Source organism: Vibrio mexicanus, assembly GCF_001012815.1.
In the GTDB taxonomy this organism is placed as follows: Bacteria; Pseudomonadota; Gammaproteobacteria; order Enterobacterales; family Vibrionaceae; genus Vibrio; species Vibrio mexicanus.
In genome coordinates, this window is the sequence record NZ_JYJP01000135.1 from 1 (window position 1) to 469 (window position 469).

The following is a 469-nucleotide window of genomic DNA, read 5'->3' on the forward strand; positions in this document are numbered from 1 at the left end:
TAATGACCGTTAATGATAATGTCATGACGGCTCACACTGCTGTCGATAATGCGCGGATAGTATACGTTCTGCCCTTTGTGCTCGCACTTTGGGTTTTAACTATCTCCTTTATACAAGAGTTTGGGGCAAATCCAGCAATGATTGAAAGCGCTCATCAAATGATTGAGCTCAATAAAGAAAAGAAAGAGAAAGGACTGCCTTTCAATGAAAGGAGAGACTTATATTACAGAGCTCTAGTAGGTGAAGATGGGAATGGCTCGAAGCTGGATTTAATAAACGCTGTCAGCTCATATGGAAGAGATAACTATAGAAAATCCGTATATCAAGAAATAATCCTCATCTCTGTGTTCTCAGTACTATCGCTCATCGCCACCATTCTATTTGCACGCTGGCCAAGAGCCGCCGATATCTACTTCGATAGAAATCGAGGGATTGTTTACACATGGCATAATGGGCGAGTAGCAGCATG

Annotated in this window: 1 pseudogene; it reads left to right on the top strand. The window is 42.0% G+C overall.

The features are described from left to right. Positions 1-469 (top strand): annotated as a pseudogene (locus UA76_RS23910) (hypothetical protein); the annotation flags it as partial.